Here is a 1,173-nt window from a genome sequence, read left to right on the forward strand (position 1 = left end):
CTTCGTGACGATCTCGTCGGGCTTGTGTCGCTTGTTGGCCATTGTGGTCCTCCTTCATGGTCAAAACCATACTTCAAGGTGGACCCGTTCAATGGGGGTGGATCAGCGCAATGACTGTCAGGCGAAGCGCCTTCCACCTTGGCTGTTCCCTATGTGCCGGCACAACTTCGTTAGCCTTCCCCCGACACGAAAATGAGCGGGCGCAGTCGCTCGTGCAGATGACCATCGCCACGTGCGTTCTCCTTTGCTTTGCTTCCACGCGGAGAAGGTAGCCACCTGCGAAAAGTGCTGTATCAGGGGAATAGGTCAAAGACAGCGAATGCAGGCCTCGCAAGCTTGACGAACACGAGAGGCAGAAAGGCTCTAGTGGGATGGTTCTAACTCGGGGGGTGTGATTTCCCGATTCTTCACTTCAATAATGCTCACAACCAGTTCGGCAGACTCCAAGGCTAAAGCTCGTACTTCACGCCAGTGTCTGCGTGATCGGGTTTTAACGTAGCCACCGCGCTTCCCGACTCAGTTTGCTGTCTCTTGTTTCGTCCTCGCGAATCGGAAACTATGTCAAAAAAATTCCCAGAAAGGTGGGCTATGAACGAATTCTCCGAGCTCAGGCAGCTCGCTGGCTTGTCGATTCCCGAGACCGCAAGCCGACTCGGCTATACCGAACGCCAAGTGTATCGTTGGGAGCGTGGGGAATCGAGGCCACGAAAAGGAGTTTTGGATCTTCTGCGAACGTTTGGGGCGACCGGGAGGGGGGCTCACCCGCCGAGAAATGCATCTTTCACCTTCATCGATCTGTTTGCGGGTATAGGCGGCTTCCGTCTTGGTTTTGAAGCAATCGGTGGCAAGTGCACTTTCACAAGCGAATGGGATCGGTTCAGTCAGCAGACCTATAAGGCCAACTTCCCAAATGATGACCATGTGGTTGCAGGCGACGTCACCAAGATCGATGCCTCGGAGATTCCCGCACATGACGTACTGTTGGCGGGTTTTCCATGCCAGCCATTTTCACTCGCGGGTATCTCTAAACTCAACTCTCTGAACCGGAAACACGGTTTCCAGTGCGATATGTCAACGGCGGTGCAAAATCCGGCCACGCGGCGGCGCAAAACCAGGCCAGGTGGCAGTGGCCTGCGCCATGGCGCGCGCGCTTACCAATAGCTGGCGCGTGCC

1 protein-coding gene is annotated in these 1,173 nt (G+C 55.4%); it reads left to right on the top strand.

The window, feature by feature from the left end:
• The first annotated feature begins 588 nt into the window (after positions 1-588).
• Positions 589-1,161, top strand: coding sequence for a DNA (cytosine-5-)-methyltransferase (locus ABD906_RS09820; RefSeq protein WP_345099247.1), 573 nt, complete (start codon positions 589-591; stop codon positions 1,159-1,161).
• Positions 1,162-1,173 lie beyond the last annotated feature (12 nt).

It is taken from the genome of Chelativorans composti, from assembly GCF_039541695.1.
Classification (GTDB): domain Bacteria; phylum Pseudomonadota; class Alphaproteobacteria; order Rhizobiales; family Rhizobiaceae; genus Chelativorans; species Chelativorans composti.